13 protein-coding genes are annotated in these 16,374 nt (G+C 66.4%); 5 read left to right on the forward strand and 8 right to left on the reverse strand.

Going from position 1 to position 16,374, the window contains the following annotated elements; translation table 11 throughout:
* The first annotated feature begins 136 nt into the window (after positions 1-136).
* Complete coding sequence (locus tag BLU54_RS17685) at positions 137-1,387, forward strand: Hsp70 family protein (RefSeq protein ID WP_091911320.1); 1,251 nt, start codon at positions 137-139, stop codon at positions 1,385-1,387.
* A 523-nt stretch (positions 1,388-1,910) separates the two neighbouring features.
* Here BLU54_RS17685 and BLU54_RS17695 read toward each other — a convergent pair.
* Positions 1,911-2,117 (reverse strand): cold-shock protein, encoded by a 207-nt coding sequence (locus BLU54_RS17695; RefSeq protein ID WP_091911324.1) that lies wholly within the window; start codon positions 2,115-2,117, stop codon positions 1,911-1,913.
* A gap of 334 nt (positions 2,118-2,451) precedes the next feature.
* On the opposite strand from BLU54_RS17695, the gene BLU54_RS17700 reads away from it, so the two are divergent.
* Positions 2,452-4,065, forward strand: a complete 1,614-nt coding sequence (locus BLU54_RS17700) for an APC family permease (protein WP_091911326.1) — start codon at positions 2,452-2,454, stop codon at positions 4,063-4,065.
* Between the two features lie 183 nt (positions 4,066-4,248).
* Here BLU54_RS17700 and grxD read toward each other — a convergent pair whose 3' ends face one another.
* From grxD to BLU54_RS17725, 5 genes are all read right to left on the reverse strand, one after another.
* Positions 4,249-4,557, reverse strand: coding sequence for a Grx4 family monothiol glutaredoxin (gene grxD / locus BLU54_RS17705; protein ID WP_091911440.1), 309 nt, complete (start codon positions 4,555-4,557; stop codon positions 4,249-4,251).
* A gap of 50 nt (positions 4,558-4,607) precedes the next feature.
* A complete protein-coding gene (prmC, locus tag BLU54_RS17710) occupies positions 4,608-5,702 on the reverse strand; it encodes a peptide chain release factor N(5)-glutamine methyltransferase (RefSeq protein ID WP_235838007.1) in 1,095 nt (364 codons plus the stop codon).
* Positions 5,699-6,781: a peptide chain release factor 1 gene (prfA, locus tag BLU54_RS17715; RefSeq protein ID WP_091911330.1), complete on the reverse strand. Its 1,083-nt coding sequence runs from the start codon at positions 6,779-6,781 to the stop codon at positions 5,699-5,701. Before prfA ends, prmC begins: the two co-directional genes overlap by 4 nt.
* Positions 6,782-6,908: 127 nt before the next feature.
* Complete coding sequence (gene hemA / locus BLU54_RS17720; RefSeq protein ID WP_091911333.1) at positions 6,909-8,174, reverse strand: glutamyl-tRNA reductase; 1,266 nt, start codon at positions 8,172-8,174, stop codon at positions 6,909-6,911.
* A 735-nt stretch (positions 8,175-8,909) separates the two neighbouring features.
* Positions 8,910-9,653, reverse strand: coding sequence for a response regulator transcription factor (locus BLU54_RS17725; protein WP_170845206.1), 744 nt, complete (start codon positions 9,651-9,653; stop codon positions 8,910-8,912).
* 345 nt (positions 9,654-9,998) lie between these two features.
* Between BLU54_RS17725 and BLU54_RS17730 the strand changes: the two genes are divergently transcribed.
* Together BLU54_RS17730 and BLU54_RS17735 are read left to right on the forward strand one after the other, a co-directional pair.
* Positions 9,999-10,280, forward strand: a complete 282-nt coding sequence (locus BLU54_RS17730) for a hypothetical protein (RefSeq protein WP_091911338.1) — start codon at positions 9,999-10,001, stop codon at positions 10,278-10,280.
* A 2-nt stretch (positions 10,281-10,282) separates the two neighbouring features.
* Positions 10,283-12,106 carry an aminopeptidase P family protein gene (locus BLU54_RS17735; RefSeq protein ID WP_235838008.1) on the forward strand — a complete coding sequence of 608 codons (1,824 nt, stop codon included), beginning with the start codon at positions 10,283-10,285 and terminating at the stop codon, positions 12,104-12,106.
* Between the two features lie 116 nt (positions 12,107-12,222).
* Here BLU54_RS17735 and BLU54_RS17740 read toward each other — a convergent pair whose 3' ends face one another.
* Both BLU54_RS17740 and ettA read right to left on the reverse strand, forming a co-directional pair.
* Positions 12,223-13,425: a DUF748 domain-containing protein gene (locus BLU54_RS17740; RefSeq protein WP_091911342.1), complete on the reverse strand. Its 1,203-nt coding sequence runs from the start codon at positions 13,423-13,425 to the stop codon at positions 12,223-12,225.
* 49 nt (positions 13,426-13,474) lie between these two features.
* On the reverse strand, positions 13,475-15,142 hold the full coding sequence (gene ettA / locus BLU54_RS17745; protein ID WP_091911344.1) for an energy-dependent translational throttle protein EttA: 1,668 nt from the start codon (positions 15,140-15,142) through the stop codon (positions 13,475-13,477).
* Positions 15,143-15,408: 266 nt separating this feature from the next.
* Here ettA and BLU54_RS17750 point away from each other — a divergent pair, with 266 nt between their 5' ends.
* Complete coding sequence (locus tag BLU54_RS17750) at positions 15,409-16,317, forward strand: DMT family transporter (RefSeq protein WP_091911346.1); 909 nt, start codon at positions 15,409-15,411, stop codon at positions 16,315-16,317.
* Positions 16,318-16,374 lie beyond the last annotated feature (57 nt).

Raw genomic sequence — 16,374 nt, forward strand, 5'->3', positions numbered from 1 at the left:
CTCCTCGCCGCACGGTGCGGCATGGTGTCGTTTCTTATAGGGGCACCGTCCGTCCCGGTGCTCGGCGGCGGACGATGCGACTTGCGATTGCCGGGCCGGCGTGTTAAAAAGCGCGCCCGTTTCCATCAATGTTGCCATGACTGACTGCGCCATCGATTTTGGTACCTCGAATTCGGCCGTCGCTGTCGCGCACGGCGACGGCGTGCGCCTCGTCGACCTGGAGGCAGGGCAGGTCACGATGCCCAGCGCGATCTTCTTCAACCGGGACGAAGGCGGTGTGCGCTTTGGCCGCGCCGCGGTGGCCGACTATGTCGCCGGCTACGACGGCCGCCTGATGCGCGGCCTGAAGAGCATCCTGGGCTCGTCGCTGGCGGAAGGCACGACCGAATTGGGCGAAGGCGAGGCGATCGCCTACCTGGACGTGATCACGCTGTTTCTCCGGCATCTGCTGGAACGGGCGGCAAGCGAGACCGGCGCTATGCCGACGCGCGCGGTACTCGGCCGGCCCGCGTTCTTCGTCGACGACGACCCCGCCGCCGATGCGCGCGCACAGGCGGAACTCGAACGTGCCGCGCGCGCGGCCGGCTTGCGGGAGATCCACTTCCAGTACGAGCCGATTGCGGCGGCGTTCGACTATGAACGCCGCGTCAGCGGCGAGCGCATCGTGCTGGTGGCGGATATCGGGGGCGGCACGTCCGACTTCTCGGTGATCCGCGTCGGCCCGGCACGCATGGCTCGCATGGATCGACGCGACGACCTGCTGGCCCACGGCGGGGTGCACGTGGCCGGAACCGACTTCGACCGGCGCGCCGCGCTGGACGGTGCGATGCGCGAGTTCGGTTATCGCACGATCGGCACCGACGGGCGGGAGGTGCCGAACCGGCTTTATTTCGATCTGGCGACCTGGCATCTGATCAACACCGTGTACGGCGCGAAACGGCTCGCCGGGTTGCGCGACATGCGCACGCTGTACACCGATGCGCGCCATCCCGAACGCCTGCAGCGCATCCTGAGCCACCACCTCGGGCATGAAATCATCGGCCGGGTCGAGCAGGCGAAGATCGACGTGGCGGGCGGTGGCGCGACGCAGATCGACCTTTCGATGGTCGAATCCGGGCTCGCGGCGCCGCTGGACGACGCCGCATTGATCGAAGCCTGCCGGCAGGAGGTCGGGCGTATCGTCGCAGCCGCGCAGGCGACCGTGCGTGACGCGCAGCTCGGCGGCGAGCGAATCGACGCACTGTATCTGACTGGGGGATCGACCGGCCTGGCGTTTCTCAGCGATGCGTTGAGCGCCGCGTTCCCTGGTGCCGAGCGGGTCAGCGGCGACCGGCTGGGCAGCGTTGCCACCGGTCTGGGCGTCTATGCGCGGCGTCTGTTCGGCTAGGGCGACGCGCTCGACGGCCGGCGCGGCGTCGCAGCCGTCGGCATCGCGGTATCGAACGCCGCGGGCATTCGCGTGCCCCGCGCAGCCTTGCGCTGCGCGACGGCGGGACTGATTGCCGTCCGCTGCGCGTGGTGCATCGCCGCTCGCCGGCCCGATCCCTCAAGCGGATCCGGCGTCGCGGCGGGCCAAGCCGGTGTCGATCCGCCGCGCGGTTGCCGTCGGTAGCCTTCGCGCATCGCTGTCGACCGAAGGCCGCTTGCCGGCGCACATCGCTGCGGCAGACGAGCCGCATCCAGCCGCATCCAGCCGCATCCAGCCGCATCGCAGCGACGACGCGAGCGCCATCCATCTACGCCGCTCTCGGCGACCGGACCGGCGACCGGACCGGCGTGCCGCTGCGCGGCTGCGACGAAACCGGTCCGCGTGCTGGCGTGAAACGCAGGGACGAAAAAAAACCCGCGCATCCGCGCGGGTTTTTGCTGCTGCGAAGGAGGCCGATGCCGGCACTCCTGCATCAAGCGCCTTAGATCGGCTTGATGTTCGCGGCTTGCTTGCCCTTCGGGCCGGTCTTCTCTTCGTACGACACCTTCTGGTTTTCCTGGAGGCTCTTGAAGCCGTCCACGCGGATTTCCGAGAAGTGGGCGAAAAGGTCGTCACCGCCCGCGTCCGGGGTGATGAAGCCGAAGCCCTTTGCATCGTTGAACCATTTGACGGTGCCAGTCGCTGCCATTGCTATATCCAAAATAGAAACAAAAAGGGACAGTGTCCCGAACGCACGACAATCAAGGAAATGAATCTGACAAGCGAAACACCGTTACCGGACGACTCGCAAGCGTAATGACTCTCGCTTGAAAAGCCTGCTCACAGCGTTATACGGCGATTTTTGAGAGTGGTCAACTTCTTTTTAAGAGACATTTGCCGCTGCCCTGGGGTGCCGGGAATTGCGGCGGCGCCGCATACAGGACACCGATTGATGCAGTTAAACTAGCGCGCTCGCTGTTTCCGGCAGGCGGAGCGGCGGCGCGCGACGGCACACCTTGCCGTTCGTAAGCTTAGGAGTTTCAATGCAAAACGGTATCAAGCGAAGCATCGGCCCGCTGGCGCTGATGCTGACCGGCCTGGGCTCGATCATTGGATCCGGCTGGCTGTTCGGGGCATGGAAGGCCGCGCACATTGCCGGGCCGGCGGCCATCCTGGCCTGGGTATTGGGCGCTGTCGTGATTCTCGCTATCGCGCTGTCGTACGCGGAACTGGGCGCCATGTTTCCGGAGTCGGGCGGCATGGTGCGCTATGCGCGTTATTCGCACGGCTCACTGGTCGGCTTTGTCAGTGCTTGGGCGAACTGGATCGCTATCGTTTCGGTGATTCCGATCGAGGCCGAGGCGTCGATCCAATACATGAGTTCGTGGCCATGGCCGTGGGCACATGCGCTGTTCGTCAACGGCTCGCTCTCGACGATGGGACTGGTCCTGTCGGCCCTGCTGGTTGTCCTGTATTTCCTGCTCAACTATTGGGGCGTCAAGCTGTTCGCCCGCGCTAATTCGTTGATCACGGTTTTCAAGTTCCTGATTCCCGGCGCGACGGTGCTGGCTCTCATCACGACGAGTTTCCACAGCGAAAACCTCGGCCTTGAAAGCACCGCGCACTTTGCACCGTTCGGTTGGTCCGCGGTACTCACCGCAGTGGCGACCAGCGGCATCGTGTTCAGCTTCAACGGCTTCCAGAGCCCGGTCAACCTCGCCGGCGAGGCGCGCAATCCGGCACGCAGCGTGCCGATCGCAATCGTTGGGTCGATTCTGCTCGCGTTGGTCATCTATGTGATGCTACAGATCGCCTATCTCGGCGCGGTCTCGCCTGCCGATGCGGCGCGCGGCTGGAATATGCTGCAATTCAGCTCGCCATTCGCCAATCTGGCCGTCGCACTGAACCTTAACTGGCTGGCGCTGCTGCTCTACCTGGATGCGTTCGTCAGCCCGAGCGGCACCGGCATCACCTACATGGCCACCACCTCGCGGATGATCTACGCGATGGAGCGCAACAAGACCTTGCCGGGCATCTTCGGCAACGTGCATCCGCTCTATGGGGTGCCGCGCCCGGCGATGTGGCTGAACCTGGGGGTCGCCTTCGTGTTCATGTTCTTCTTCCGGGGATGGGACTCGCTGGCGGCCGTGATCTCGGTCGCCACGGTCATCTCGTACCTGACCGGACCGGTCAGCGTGATGGCGCTGCGCCGCCACGCGCCGACCCTGTCCCGGCCGCTGACGCTGCCGGGCATGAAGCTGTTCGCGCCGTTCGCGTTCGTCTGCGCGTCGCTGGTGCTGTATTGGGCGCGCTGGCCGCTGACCGGGCAGATCATCCTGCTGATGGTGATCGCGCTGCCGATCTACTTCTACTACCTCGCGCGCAGCGGCTGGCAGCACTGGGGTGCCGACCTGCGCAGCGCCTGGTGGCTGATCTGCTACCTGCCGGCCATGGCCGTGGTTTCGTGGAGCGGCAGCACCAGCTTCGGTGGCCGCGGTTACCTTCCGTTCGGCTGGGACATGGTCGTCGTCGCAGTATTGGCCCTCGGCTTTTATTACTGGGGCGTCGGCACCGGCCGTCACACCGAGTACCTCGACGAGCACACGCGGGGCGAGGATAGCGACGACGCCGGCCTGGCGCCGGTGCCGCATCACTGAAACGTCTTCGCCCCGGCGGGCATGCGAACGCTGGGGCATGAATGCAAAGGGGCCCGTCAATGACGGGCCCCTTTGCATTGCGGTGCTGCTAGCGAACGTCCGTTCGCGGTCATGCAGCGCAGACGAGCCGAGACGTTGCTCGGTCAGCGCTCGGTTTGCGCTCAACCGGCGCTCGTTCGGTGCTCAGTCGGCAAACACGCCTTGCAGTTCGCCGGACTGATACATCTCCATCATGATGTCCGAGCCACCGATGAACTCACCGTTGACGTACAGCTGCGGGATCGTCGGCCAGTTCGAGAATTCCTTGATGCCCTGGCGGATTTCCGGTTCTTCGAGCACATTCACCGTGAACGGCTTGGTGACGCCGCACGCCTGCAGAATCTGGATCGCGCGACCCGAGAAGCCGCACATCGGAAACTGCGCCGTGCCCTTCATGAAGAGGACGACCGGATGGTCGTCGACGATTTGCTTGATCCTTTCCTGAGTGTTCATCGCAAAAGCCTGTTGGTCCATAGACACGCGCCGCCATCATAACTGAAACGCTAGCGCGTCACAGGGGGCGCCCCGGATGTGCTTGATGACGCGGCCGCGCGGTGCCACCGCCCGCCGCTGATCCGTTCGATGCCGGCCAGGTCGCGGTGGCTCGCCACCGCCTGGAATCCCTGCGCATCCAGCAGGGCTCGCACGGCCGCCGCCTGGTCGTAGCCGTGCTCCAGCCACAGGACGCCGCCGTCGCGCAGCCAGTCCGACGCGCCCGCGATGATGGCGGCGAGCGCGCGCAGGCCGTCGGCGCCGTCGGTCAGCGCGCCCTGCGGCTCGTAGCGCAGATCGCCTTGCTCTAGATGCGGATCGCCATCGGCGATGTACGGCGGATTGCTGACGATCATGTCGAATCGCTGCGGCGTCGGCGCGCCGCCCGCGACGGTGGCCGACGGTTCGCGGGTCAGTGCCGCATACCAGTCGCCCTGGCGGAACTCGATCGGGCCGCCTGGCCGCGCCGGCAGGTGCGTCTGTGCGTTGTCGCGAGCCACGGCCAGGGCTTCCGCCGAGTGGTCGGTGGCAACGACGCGGACCGTCGGCGCCTGCGCCGCGATGGCGATCGCGATCGCGCCGCTGCCGGTGCCAAGGTCGAGCACGGCAGGCGCCTCGGGCCGCGCCGATTGCTGCGGCTCCGCCAGCCAGGCGAGCGCTGCCTCGACCAGCAGTTCCGTCTCCGGACGGGGGATCAGCACATGCGCATTGACGCGCAGGCGCAGGCCGAAGAATTCCCGATGACCCAGCAGATGGGCGATCGGCTCGCCGGCCGCGCGGCGTGCGACCCATGCGTCGAATTCCGCGACGCTGGCGGGCGGCAAGACTTCGTGGTCGCGCGTCAGCAGTTCCGTGCGCCGCCAGCCCAGCACTTCCGCCAACAGCAATGCCGCCTCGCGCGCGCCAATCCGCGGTCGCGCGCGGGCGAGCAGGTCGGCAGCCGTGATGGCCGACGTTCCGTGACAAGCGCGCCCCGCGGTGCCGCTGCCGGCGCTGGCAACGGTGGCGCCGGCCCCTGCGACCGTGGCGGCCGGGTCGGACCCCGAACGCATGGCTGCGTCGTCGGCCGGCGCGCCAGCGGGGAGGGCGTCGGACGGTCGAGTCACGCGTCCTCGCCCAGCGCGCGCAGTTGATCGGCCTGATGTTCGCTGCGCAGCGTGGCGATCAGTTCGTCGAGGTCGCCTTCGAGCAGCGCTTCGAGCCGATACAGGGTCAGGTTGATCCGGTGGTCGGTCATGCGCCCCTGCGGGAAATTGTAGGTCCGGATGCGCTCCGACCGGTCGCCGGAACCGATCAGGCTGCGCCGTTCGGCGGCTTCCTTCGAATGCTGTTCGTGCGCCTGCTTGTCCTTGATTCGCGCAGCCAGCACTTTCAGCGCGCGATCCTTGTTCTTGTGCTGGGAGCGGTCGTCCTGGCACTCGACCACGATGCCGGTCGGCAGGTGGGTGACGCGGACGGCGGAATCGGTCTTGTTGATGTGCTGACCGCCAGCGCCGGATGCGCGGAACGTGTCGATGCGCAGGTCGGCCGGATTGAGCTCCACCTCGCCGATCTCGTCGGCCTCGGGCATCACCGCGACGGTGCAAGCGGACGTGTGGATGCGCCCCTGCGTTTCGGTGGCAGGCACACGCTGCACCCGATGGCCACCGGACTCGAACTTCAGCTGGGAATAGGCACCCTGTCCGACGATCCGGACGATCACTTCCTTGTAGCCGCCCAGGTCCGACGGGCTTTCCGAGATGGTCTCGACCTGCCAGCGCTGGCGTTCCGCATAGCGCAGGTACATGCGCAGCAGGTCGCCCGCGAACAGCGCGCTCTCGTCGCCGCCCGTACCGGCCCGGATTTCGAGAAAAATGTTGCGCTCGTCGTCGGCGTCCTTGGGCAGCAGCATCGTCTGCAGCTCCTTTTCGAGTGCCGCCATGCGCTCGCGCGCGGCGCCGATCTCTTCTTCGGCGAACGCCTTCATGCCGACGTCGGCCAACATGTCCTGCGCTTCGACCTCATCGCGCGCGGCGCTGCGCCAGGCTTCATAGCGTTCGATCAGCGGCGCGAGCTCGGCATGTTCGCGGGTCAGCTTACGGAACTGATCCATGTCGTGCGTGGCCGACTCGCTCGCCAGCAGGCCATTGAGCGTGTCGAGGCGCCCGCGCAATTGATCGAGCTTGCCCTGCATGCTTGCTTTCATAGATCGGATCGTCGGTCGCGCCGCGTCGCGGCGTTCATCTGCGGGGCCGGTTGCTCGCCGTCGGCGCGCCGTTCGGCCCGGATTCGGAAGGAGGCTGAACCCGCGCAGCCGCGCGGGTCATGCGGCGCTAACGCTCAGGTTGGCGCAGCAGGGTCGGTACCAGACTGAGCAGCTGGTCGCGGGTCTCGCCGCGCGCGTGATTCAGCGCATGCGTCGGACCGTGCATGAACTTGTTGGTCAACGCCTGCGACAGCGCCGCGAGCACGACCTGCGGATCGTCGCCGCGCGCCAGCATCTTGCTGGCGCGATCCAGTTCCGTGCGGCGAATCTCATCGGCCTGGGTATGCAGCGAACGGATCACCGGCACGACATTGCGCGCATCGAGCCATTGCATGAAGTGATCGACGCGGTTCTCGATGATCGCTTCGGCCTGCGTGACCGCTGCCTGGCGCGCGGCATTGCCTTCGCGCACCACCGCGCCCAGATCGTCGACGGTGTAGAGGTAGATGTCCTCGAGCGCCGAGACTTCGGGTTCGATGTCGCGCGGTACGGCCAGGTCGACCATGAAGACCGGGCGGCGCCGGCGCGCGCGCAGCGCGCGCTCGACCGCGCCCAGGCCGATGATCGGCAGCGTGCTTGCGGTACACGACACCACGATATCGAACTCGTGCAGCCGATTCGGCAGCTCCGAGAGCGCGATCGCCCGTCCTCCGAACCGCTCTGCCAGCCGCGTACCGCGCTCGGCGGACCGGTTGGCGACGACCAGTTCAGCGGGACGACGCGCGGCGAAGTGGGTCGCACACAGCTCGATCATCTCCCCGGCGCCGATGAACAGCACTTTCTGCCGGGCGATATCCTCGAACAGGCGTTCAGCGAGACGGACCGCGGCGGCCGCCATCGACACGGAATGGGCGCCGATCTCGGTCTGGCCCCGGACTTCCTTCGCGACGGCAAAGGTCCGCTGGAACAACTGATGGAGGTAAGTGCCGAGTGCGCCGGCTTCCGACGCCGTGCGCACCGCATCCTTCAACTGCCCGAGAATCTGGGTCTCGCCGAGAACCATCGAGTCGAGACCGCTGGCGACGCGGAACGCGTGCCGGACTGCGTCGGACTGCGGCAGCGCATAGACGTGCGGCGCCAGATGAGATACATCCACGCCATGGAAATCCGACAGCCACTCCAATGCCGTCTCATGGCTCGCCTTGCCTTCCACCGCGCAATACAATTCCGTCCGGTTGCATGTGGAAAGAATTGCCGCTTCGGGCGAGCCGGAAGTCCAGATCGAACGGAGCGTGGCCAGTGCAGGCTTGATCTTCTCGAGCGGAAACGCCACGCGTTCGCGTAAAGCGACCGGCGCGGTGTGATGATTGATTCCGAGAGCGAGCAGCTGCATGGTTTATCGGGTGGGGAACTATGTATTATAGACTTTTTGCGTTGCCCAGTTTTGATGCAGCGCAAAGAACAATTTTCTCCGGCATGCCCTGCGACGTCCGGTCGCGGTGCTGCTAAGTGACTGAAACGTCTCCGGTTCGACAAGCCACGGGTTTTATTTGAGACGGTCGCGGAGGGCACACCGTGTGGCTGGAATCGTGAAAAGCATCTCGGAAACCGTTCCCGGAAACCACCGACTTTGACGTCCATCTTTCGTCTTCGTAAGTCCGGGCATTCCAACACCCACCGCGTACCGAGAAGCATGAGGCGCGCCAGCCGTCGACGAGTCTCGGCGTAGCTTCGGCTTTGCAAAACGGTTGTTTTTACCGAGGGCGACTGCGGTACGACAGCGCGTAGGCTGCCAACGCCGCTGATTCAGCGGCGTATCCAGATCGGGAATGCCACGACGCCGAGCAAATTCAGAGGCTCGGCGCGCTTGTCCGCAGCGACACGCGCTCTCGCGGCCGCCAGATGTTTGAGGCTTCTGGCGATAAAAGCGCTTGACGGTGAAGATGCAGCGGACTGCGATGACCGCTGCGTGGGATCGGCAACAGCGCGTGGGTGCGCCTACACGGTCCCGCACGGGGACCATTGCCAGCGGCGTCGCCGCCTGCGGACCGAAGCGCCGTCTTTCGCTTCGGTCGGCTGAGGCCGGGCCACGGCGGGCCGCGCTGCGCCACGCCGATCCCCGTCGCGGTTAGCCCGCCGCGGTGGCCGCGAACTTGTTAGCCGGTCCGCTGCAACCCGGCAATGTCAGCGCGACGGGCGGTGCCTGGATCGCGAGCGCGTGATCCTCGGGCAGACGATCGAGCCGATACCCCTGACTGTAGACGGCCGACAACAGATAGCCATGCTCCGGCGACAGGCGCAATTTGCTGCGGAGCCGCGAGGCATGGGTGTCGAGCGTCCTGGAGGCGACTTCGGCGCGTCGGCCCCATACCGTCTCGATCAGGTAGTCGCGCGACAGTTCGCGTGACATGTTGCGGAACATCAGCAGCGCGAGCGCGAATTCCTTCGGCGTCAACGTGACCGTGCCGCTCGGCATGCGCACCAGGAATCCGGCGGGTTCGAACGAATAGTCGTCGAACTCGGTCGACAGCGCAGTCTCGTTGCCCGCGCTCTGCGCGAGACGGGTCAGTGCCTGGGCACGTGCCAGCAGCACGCGGTCGCTGCCGATCGCGATGTAGTCGTCGGCCGCGCCGTCGAGCGCCGTGAGCAGCGCGCTTTCCGTCTGCGCATGCGAGACGACCATCATCGGCATCGCGGAGTGCTTTCGCTTGAGCCGGCTGAGCGCGGGCAGCGCTGCCTGCGAACTGGCCGCCGCGATCACGACCAGGTCGAAGGTGTCGCGCTGCAGTTTCAGCAGCAATGCGTCGCTGCGACGAAAAATATGACAGTGATGCTCTGCATTACAGAAGATTTGTCGGACTGTCTGACTCAAATGTACATCTGCTTCTAGGAGAGCGATCCTCATAGCAAATTCCGATAGTGAGACCACGGCGTTGCCGTCACGCATGGCGGGTGAACAGGTCGGCGCTGGGCGGGAGCCCGAACCGTCGGGCGAGCGCGCAGGCTTGGCGTGCTTTCTGTGACGACCCCGCCGATGGCCGGCGGGTGTCGCGGCTTGCCTGTCTCGTCGACCGACCTGACGTCTTCTACGCAGTGGAAGAAATACGACGCTTCCGCTGCTTTTGAGATACCTTTGCGACTCTGAACAAGTCGTTATGCTAGGACAGCTGCGCAGCAGAGCGAATAGGAAACGTCTTAGATTGAGGAAGGTTTTGGTATGGACTGGTTGGGCACTTGTTTCATCGCGGCACTCGTCGGCGTCTGCGGCGCCGTGTCCGCGCGCAGCGATGCGCGGGGTGTTGCGCTTACGCTGTTGGCCAGCGTCGTGCTCGCGCTGGCGGTGAAGTTCGGCGGCAACCTGCTCGGGCTCTTCTCGGATGGGCAGATTGCCGAGTGGCTGACCGTGGTCCTGGCGGCTGGCGTGGCGGCCTTCGCCGTTCGCATGGCGGTGGGGCTGGAAGGCAAGCGCGCACGGCAGTCCACTTCGGAGCGGGTATGACCATGCAAGAGGTACGCGGCACGACCGCGGCGGCACGGCTCGCCGCACTACGCGCAACGATGCAAGCGCAGGGGTTGGCAGCGGTGGTCATCCCGTCGGCCGACCCCCATCTGTCCGAATATTTGCCGGAGCGCTGGCAGGGCAGGGCCTGGCTGTCCGGTTTCACCGGCTCGGTGGGGACGTTCGCGGCCACGCACGACGAAGCGGGTGTGTGGGTCGACAGCCGGTATTGGGTGCAGGCCGAAGCGCAACTGGCCGGCAGCGGCATCGCATTGATGCGGCTCGAACCGGGCGGCGAGAATCTGGTCGATTGGTTGGCGACCCGCTTGCGCGAGGGCGACGTGCTGGCCGTCGATGGCGAGACCTGCAGCCTGGTGGCTGCCGACCAGATGCAGCGCAGCCTCGCGGCGCGGGGCGTGGCGCTGCGCACCGACATCGACCCGCTGGCGGCGATCTGGCCGGACCGCGCGGGTCTGCCTGCCCGTCCGATCGGCCCGGCCGACCTCACCGCCGATACGTCGGTGCGCGGCGCACGCCTTGCCGAAGTGGCGGCGCGCACGCGAGCGACCGGGGCGCAGTGGCACTTCCTGTCCAGCCTGGACGATATCGCCTGGATCTTCGATCTGCGCGGGCAGGACGTGGACTACAACCCGGTGTTCCTGGCGCACGCGTTGCTCGACGACGCGGGACGCGGGACGCTGTTCGTCGCGCCGGGCACGGTATCCGACACGCTGCGCCAGGCATTGGCCGACGATGGCATTGCGCTGGCGGACTACGAGCAGGTGCGTGCCCGCCTGGCGGCGCTGCCCGACGGCAGCCGTCTGCTGTTCGATGCGCGCCGCGTCGTCGTCGCGATGATCGAGGCGGCGGTCGGCAACCTTGCCGCGCCGCGACTGGGCATCGTCGACGCGATCAATCCGTCGACGCTCCTGAAGTCTCGCAAGACCTCCGATGAGCTGGCGCGCGTGCGGCGCACGATGGTTGCCGACGGCGCGGCGCTGTGCGAGTTCTTCGCGTGGTTCGACGCGGCGCTGGCCGCCGGCGAGCCGCTCACCGAACTGACCGTGGACGAACGGCTCGGCGCATGCCGTGCCGCAAAGCCGGGTTACGTCTGCGCGAGTTTCGCGACGATCGCCGGCTTCAACGCCAATGGCGCGATGCCGCATTACCGTGCAACCACGGAAGCGCACGCGTCCATTGCGGGAGACGGCCTGCTGCTGATCGACTCGGGCGGTCAATATCGTGATGGCACGACGGACATCACCCGGATGGTGCCGATCGGCACGCCCAGCGCGGCGCAGAAACGCGACTGCGCGCTTGTCCTGAAAGGCATGATCGGGCTGTCGCGCGCGGTCTTTCCCGACGGCCTGCGCGCCGCGATGCTCGATGCGCTGGCTCGCGCGCCGCTGTGGGCCGAAGGCTTGAACTACGGTCATGGCACCGGCCACGGCGTGGGTTTCTTCCTGAACGTCCACGAAGGCCCGCAATCAATCTCGTGCTACTCGCCCGCCGAGCCGCACACGGCAATGCGCGAAGGCATGATCACTTCGGTCGAGCCGGGGCTTTATCGAGAGGGCGGCTGGGGCGTGCGCATCGAGAATCTCGTGGCCGCGGTGCGGGGCCCGGCTACCGAATTCGGCGAGTTTCTCGCGTTCGAGACGCTCACCCTGTGTCCGATCGACACGCGTTGCATCGACCTCACGCTGCTCGACGATGGCGAACGGCGCTGGTTGAACGACTACCATGCGACGGTGCGCAGCCGTCTCGGCGATGCGGTGCACGGTGCCGCGCACGACTGGCTGATCGCACGCACCGAGCCGGTCTGAGCGCGCCGGTCGGCGCGACGGAACCGGGCCCGTGTCAGCGACGCGCGACGCGAGAGAAGGAGCGGACCGAGCGGGGCGTCAGGCGTGGCGGCTGGCGTCCGCCCCGCTACGGCACATCACTGGCCGATCAGGTTCAGCAACGCGCCGCCCAGTCCCTTGGCGGTTTCGCCAAGTCCTTTTGCGACGCCTTCGGAACTGACGCCGAGCGCACGCGCGAAGCCAGCGGCGAAACGCGTCGCGATGCCCTCGTCGAGCGAGAACTTCGGGTCTTTCAAGTCGCCGCTCAAGGTGAAGTCCAGCGAAATGACACCCTTGTGATCTTCGAGTGCCGCCAGCACTACCTCGCGCGGCAGGGCGGCCAGCGTGCCTTGCTCGCCCAGGCGAAGATCGTGCAGGTCCAGGCGTCCGTTCGCATCCAGGCGAGGATGCCTGACGCGGGTCCGCATCGTCAGATCGGCGGTGCCGCCCGCGAGCAACCCGGGTGAGCGGCGCATCAGATAGGGCGCAAGCAGCGTCACGTCGGCTTGACGCAAGCGCGTCTCGATATCGACGTCGCTGCTCGCCAGCGCAATCCAGCCATGGGTGTGAAGGGTGCCGCCGCTGCCGCGCTGGTGCAGACGGCCTTGCAGGTCGAATGCCGTGTGGGCGTTCGTCGGCGGAAAGTGCAGGTCGTCGATGCGCAGCTTGAAGTCGTCGATGCGCAACCGGTAGGGCGGCGTGGCGACCACCGCGTCGTAATAATCAAGCTGGCCACTTTCGACGATGATCTGCCCGATGTCGGTGGGCCGTCGCGGCCGCGCCGCGGCCTCGCCGCTGGCGCCGGAGACGGCCGACGCGTCGCGCCGCTCTGAATCAATGGCGGCACTGGCTGCGCTGGCGCCGTTGGCACGCGTGGCAACGGCGGTGGCGTCGGCGCCCTGCGCGCCTGCTGCGGCCGCCGTGCGCCGCAGCGTCGGCAGCACTTCGAGACGACCATTGCGGTTGCGACGCACCGACAGATAGACGTCGGTGCCGACGACACGTCGAATCACCGTGCGATGAGCCAGCAATTCGCGCCAGGACGGTTCGAACACGAGGCGACGGGCACGCAGCGTTTCGCGCGCTGGCCAGCCGGCGGGCGCGCCGATCACCACGTCTTCCAGCACCACCTGATGGAGCCCGACATGGATCGCCCCGGCATGTCCAAGCGGGCCGAGCAGCGTGACGATGCGCTTCTCGACCGCACGCGTGGCCAGATGTGCCGCCAGCGCCGCGGCGAGCGCCAACAGCACAATGGCGATCGCGCCGACGCGGAGCCACTTGCGGGTACCTCGATCCATCACCGGCCTCCTAGCGATGTGGGCGCCCGCGGGTGGCGCGCCGGTGGCATTAGCGCGTGATCGGACGATAACGGATGCGCTTGGGACGGGCGGCTTCCTCGCCGAGACGCTTGCGTTTGTCGGCCTCGTATTCCTGGTAGTTGCCGTTGAAGAAGACCGCCTGCGAGTCGCCTTCGAACGCCAGGATATGAGTGGCGATCCGGTCGAGGAACCAGCGATCGTGCGAAATCACCAGCACGCAGCCGGCGAATTCCAGCAACGCATCTTCCAGCGCGCGCAGCGTTTCCACGTCGAGGTCGTTCGACGGTTCGTCGAGCAGCAGCACATTGCCGCCCGACGACAGCGTCTTCGCCAGGTGCAGGCGGCCGCGTTCGCCGCCGGACAGTTGGCCGACCTGCTTCTGCTGGTCGCCACCCTTGAAGTTGAAACGGCCGAGATAGGCTCGCGCAGGCGTCTCGTAACGGCCGACGGTCAACATGTCGGCGCCGTCTGCAATCGCCTCGAACACCGTCTTGTCGTCGGGCAGCGAAGCGCGGCTCTGGTCGACGTGCGCCAGCCGCACCGTCGAGCCGACACTCACGCTGCCGCTGTCCGGCTGTTCCGCACCGGTGATCATCTTGAACAGCGTCGATTTGCCGGCGCCGTTCGGCCCGATCACGCCGACGATCGCGCCCGGCGGAATCGTGAAACTGAGTTTGTCGACGAGCAGCCGGTCGCCGAACGCCTTGCTGACGTTGTCGAAGGTGATCACTTCGTTGCCGAGACGCTCGGCGATCGGGATGTAGATCTCCTGCGTCTCGTTGCGCTTCTGGTATTCCTGGCTGTTCAGTTCGTCGAAGCGGGCCAGACGGGCCTTCGACTTCGCCTGCCGTCCCTTCGGATTCTGGCGGACCCACTCGAGTTCCTGCTTGATCGCGCGCTGACGGGCCGACTCGGTCGACTCTTCCTGCTTGAGCCGGTTCTCTTTCTGATCGAGCCAACTGCTGTAGTTGCCCTTCCACGGGATGCCGTGGCCCCGGTCGAGTTCCAGAATCCACTCGGCCGCGTTATCAAGAAAATAGCGGTCGTGGGTGACGGCCACCACGGTGCCCGGGAAGCGCAGCAGGAACTGTTCGAGCCAATCGACGGATTCCGCGTCCAGGTGGTTGGTCGGTTCGTCGAGCAGCAGCATGTCGGGCTTGGACAGCAGCAGGCGGCATAGCGCCACGCGGCGCTTCTCGCCGCCGGACAGGTGTCCGATCTTGGCGTCCCAAGCCGGCAGCCGCAGCGCATCGGCCGCCACTTCGAGCTGCTGTTCGGGATTCGCGCCGTCGGCGGCGGAGATGATCGCTTCGTATTTCGCCTGCTCGGCTGCCAGCGCATCGAAATCGGCGTCCGGCTCCGCATACGCGGCGTAGATTGCATCGAGCTTGGCTTGCGCCTGGAAGATCTCGCCCAGGCCGGACTCGACTGCCTGGCGCACGGTCTGCTCCGGATCCAGCGCCGGCTCCTGCGACAGGTAACCGATCGACAGATTCGGCATCGGCGTCGCTTCACCCTCGATGTCCCGGTCGATGCCCGCCATGATCTTCAGCAGGGTCGACTTGCCCGAGCCGTTCAGGCCGAGTACGCCGATCTTCGCGCCCGGGAAGAAGGACAGCGAGATGTCCTTGAGGATCTGCCGCTTGGGCGGCACGACCTTGCCGACCCGGTTCATCGTGAAAACGTACTGTGCCATCGTGCAAAGCGCTGGAGAGGTTCAAACGACGATTCTACGGCATCGACTCGCGAGCCGGCGAGCGGACGCGGCACATTCGGGACCGGCGCCCGGCGTATCTGCCGCGTTTCACTGGAACTGCGTCCGTCTCGCGCCCGTCTTGTGTCCGTTTCGCGCCTGTTTAGCGCCTGTTTAGCGCCCATCCTCGCCCGTGCCGGGGCCGTTTCGGCGCAGCCGACCCGCCAGGGCACGGTATCATCCGCACTTTGCGTTTCAGGTCTCCGTCGATGACTGACCCCCGCCGTACAACGACATGGACGGCTTTCTGCCTGCCGCTGGCCGCAGCGATGATCTGGGCGGTCAATATGGTGGTGACGAAGATGTCCGTCTCGGTCATCTCGCCTTCGTCGATCGCGTTCTACCGTTGGGTGCTTGCCGCCGTGCTGTTGACGCCGTTCGTCGCGCGAGGCGTCTGGCGCGCCCGCCGCGCGATCGCCGCGCAGTTCTGGCGGCTGGCCGTGCTCGGCGGCCTGGGCATGGCGCTGTACCAGGGAATGGCCTACGTCGCGGCGCGCAGCACCACGGCGACGAACCTCGGCATCATCACCTCGCTGGTTCCCGCAATGACGATCGGCGTCAATGTCGTCCTCACGCGCACGTTGCCGCGCGCAACGGCAGTGGTCGGCGGGCTGCTGTCCCTGTTCGGGCTTGCCGTGCTGCTGGGCCATGGCGACCCGCGCAACCTGCTGGAGATCGGCATCGGCACGGGCGATGGACTGATGATGATCGCATCGCTGGCCTACGCGCTCTATACCGTCTTGATCCGGAAGTGGGCGATGCCGATCGATCCCTGGCATTCGCTGTACGTGCAGATTCTGATCGGCGTGCTGCTGCAACTGCCCACCTTCCTGGCGACGGAGCCGTCGCCGCTGACGGCGCGCAATGTGCCGCTGGTGCTGTACGCCGCGCTGCTGCCGTCACTGCTCGCGCCGTATATGTGGATGGAGAGCCTGCGTCGCCTGGGCGCCGACCGGACCAGTCTGTTCCTCAATCTGGTGCCGATCGGCACTGCGCTGATCGCGGCCGCACTGCTTGGCGAACAGTTGCACCTGTACCACCTGACCGGCGGCGGCGTCGCGATCGCCGGCGTGGCATTGGCACAGTGGAACGGCCGCGCGTTCCGACGCGTGCGCTGACAGCCCAAGCCCGCCGCAAGTTGGCGCGCTCGTAGGCTGCCGAGCCGGCCGGTCGCA

Origin of the sequence: Chitinasiproducens palmae, from assembly GCF_900095735.1 — a bacterium.
In the GTDB taxonomy this organism is placed as follows: domain Bacteria; phylum Pseudomonadota; class Gammaproteobacteria; order Burkholderiales; family Burkholderiaceae; genus Chitinasiproducens; species Chitinasiproducens palmae.